The organism is Roseateles sp. P5_B10, assembly GCF_056400485.1.
The window spans coordinates 1-2,935 of record NZ_JBFULE010000666.1 but is presented as its reverse complement, the minus strand read 5'-3'; the positions used below and the strand labels follow the sequence as shown (position 1 = coordinate 2,935).

The 2,935-nt window shown below is 68.3% G+C and carries 3 protein-coding genes; all 3 read right to left on the bottom strand.

The window, feature by feature from the left end:
• A partial coding sequence (locus AC1DU6_RS25650; RefSeq protein WP_477860553.1) for a phosphoribosylanthranilate isomerase occupies positions 1 to 582 on the bottom strand: 582 nt, incomplete at its 3' end.
• Positions 579 to 1,361 (bottom strand): tRNA pseudouridine(38-40) synthase TruA, encoded by a 783-nt coding sequence (truA, locus tag AC1DU6_RS25645; RefSeq protein WP_477860551.1) that lies wholly within the window; start codon positions 1,359 to 1,361, stop codon positions 579 to 581. The genes truA and AC1DU6_RS25650, both read right to left, overlap by 4 nt.
• A 55-nt stretch (positions 1,362 to 1,416) precedes the next feature.
• Positions 1,417 to 2,935 (bottom strand): FimV/HubP family polar landmark protein (locus AC1DU6_RS25640; protein ID WP_477860549.1); only part of this gene is annotated, 1,519 nt, incomplete at its 5' end.

The window sequence follows — 2,935 nt, the reverse complement described above, 5'->3', positions numbered from 1 at the left end:
ATGGATCAGGTCGGCGCTCTTGATGCCCTTGGACACCTCGACGCCGGAACTCACATCAACGGCCCAGGGCCGTACCGTCGCGATGCCATCGGCGACGTTTGCTGCATTCAACCCACCAGACAAAACGAGGCGAGAGCTGACGCTTGGAGGAATGAGTAACCAATCGAAGACCTTGCCGCCACCGCCATAACCGTCGACGTGGGCGTCGAGCAGCAGGGCCTGGGCGTTGGGAAATTGAGTGGCGAAGTTTAGCAAATCGACCCCGGGCGCCATGCGGGCAGCGCGCAGGTAGGGCCGTTTGATCCGGTCGCAGTCGGCGGGGGTCTCGTCGCCATGGAACTGGACGAGCATATTGGGCAGCGCGTCCAGCCCGGCCTGCAACTCGGCGCCCGTCGCGTTGACGAACAGGCCGACCGGCGTGACGAAGGGCGGTAACAGCCTGGCCAGCGCCCTCGCCCGCTCGGGCGTCACGGCGCGCGGGCTCTTGGCGTAGAAGACGAAGCCGATGGCGTCGGCGCCGGCTTCGACGGCCGCCTCCACGTCGGCTTCACGAGTCAGGCCACAGATCTTGATTCGAGTCATGGAAGCCAATTCAGAGCCGCGACCTCGCGCGGGATGTCGAGTTCGACATCGTAGGTCGGGCCGAGGAAGTAGAGCCCATCAGGGGCAAAGGTCGGAGCCGCCACTTTGCGGTCCCGCGCGGCGAGCACGTCCGACACCCAATCCGCCGAGCGCGTACCGCTGCCGACGGCGAGGATGCAGCCCATCAGGTTGCGCACCATGTGATGCAGGAAGGCACTGGCCTYGAATTCGAAGCGCCAGTAGGCGCCGCGCCGTTGCACGCGGATCTCGCGCAGCGTCTTCACCGGCGAAGCGGCCTGGCATTCCGAGGAGCGAAAGGACGAGAAGTCATGCTCGCCGATCAGCCGTTCCGCGGCGGCTTCGAGGGCAGCTTGGTCGAGCGGGCGGAACACCCAGCCACACTGCCCGGATTCGATGGCCGGCCGCACGGCCGATTCCAGCAGCAGATAGGCGTACCGCCTGCCACGCGCGGAATTGCGGGCATGAAAGGTGTCGCCCGGAAAGCGGCACCACTGGATGGCGATGTCGGGCGGCAAGTAGCGGTTGCTGCCGCGCACCCAGGAAAACAGCTCGCGCTCGACCTCGGTATCGAAATGGATGACCTGGTTTATGCCATGCACGCCCGCATCGGTGCGGCCGGCGCAGACCGTGCGGATGGGCTGTGCAGCGAACGCGGACAAGCCTTTTTCAAGCGCATCCTGCACGGTGCGGCCGTCCGGCTGGCTCTGCCAGCCGTTGTAGCCGCCACCGCGGTAGCTGACTCCTAGTGCGACTCTCATGGGCTCCAAGTAAAAACGCCCGGCAAGCCGGGCGTTGAAGTATCGCGGCTGAGCCTTAGCGCAGCTCGTTCAGCATGGCCTGCGCCTTGTCACGCAACGGGCCGCTGGCACGCTGGATCAGCTCCTGGAGCACTTCGCGGGCGCCTTCGGTGTCACCGATCTGACGGAATTCGTCGGCCAGCTCGAGCTGACGCAGCAGCGGGTCGCCTTCGTCATCACCCAGCCCTTCGAGAGCCGCCCCCAGCACCTCGGGATTCGTCTCGCCAGGCAGCGTGGGCTCGCCGAAGTCGAAATCCAGGTCGGTGGACGCCGATGCAGGGACCGCAGGCGACGGCGGCAGCCCCCCCATGCTGCTGAGATCGAAGTTCAGGTCCGGCGCAGGGGGTGCCGTGCGGGTGCCGCGACTGGAGATGTCGAAGTCCATCGTCATCGGCGCCTGCTCAATCGACGCGGGCATGGCCTGGGTGGCCGCCATCGCATTCGGCGAAACCGGCTCGGGCGCATCCAGATCCAGATCAAGCGCCAGGTCGAAGCCGCTGACCGGCCCGGTGTCGGGACCGCCGCGCATCGCATCGGTCGCCATATGAGCCGCAGCCGCCGCAGCAGCGGCCGACGCGCCGCTCGGCAACGCAGTCTGGGGCAGCGTGCTGGCATTCATCGGCTCGGGGCGCAGCTCGGGGCCATCCTCGACATGAGCGGGCGCGCCGCCAGGCTGATAGAGCGGGTTGTCCGGGTCGATGCCGCGCCCCAGCTCCTGGGCCTTGCCCCAGTCCTCGCCCGAACCCTTGGTCTCGGCGTAAAGCTGCACGGCCAGCTGCTCGAAGCCCTTGGTGTCACGGCGCTTGGCGTAGACCTCCAGCAGCTTCAGGCGGATGGCCAGGCGCGTGGGATTGGCGCGCAGCGCTTCCTTGAGGATTTCCTCGGCCTGCAGGTCGCGGCCATAGGCCAGGTAGACGTCGGCTTCCGCGACCGGATCGACGTCACCAATCGCGTCGAGCTGGCTGAGCGAATAGCTCATCGACGACTGGCCGCTGTTCTGCGCGTCGCGCGTGTCGACGCGCTGGCCACCGGTGCCGCCGAAGAAGGAATCGGGCTGCAGGCGGCTTTCGTGGAAGCCGGTCTCGGCTGCATGGGCCGGGCGGCGCGAGCGCAGGCGGTACAGGCCCAGGCCGCCCAGCACGGCGACGAGGACACCGGCCAGGGGCAGCACGATGGGGCTGTCGAGCAATTGCTCGATGAAGCCCGGTGGCTCGGCAGCGGGCGGCGGTGCCAGCGGTGCACTGGCGCGCGGCGCAGGACGGGACGCGGCCGCACTTGCCGCAGCCGCAACCGGTGCCGACGCAGCAGCGGATGCGGGCTCGGCAGTCGCCACGATCGGCGCGGGCAGCACCGGCGTTGCGGGCGCGGGCGCAGACGCTGTGGTGGGCGCCGGCGCCGCTGGCTTGGCCGCACTGGAGAGCTTCTTCAGCTCCTCGACATTGCGGGTCAGCTCGGCCACGCGGGCGGCGGCGTCCTTCTTCTCGGTGTCCTTGGACAGCTTGGCCTCGGCGGCGCTGGCGGCGGTGCTGCCAGCC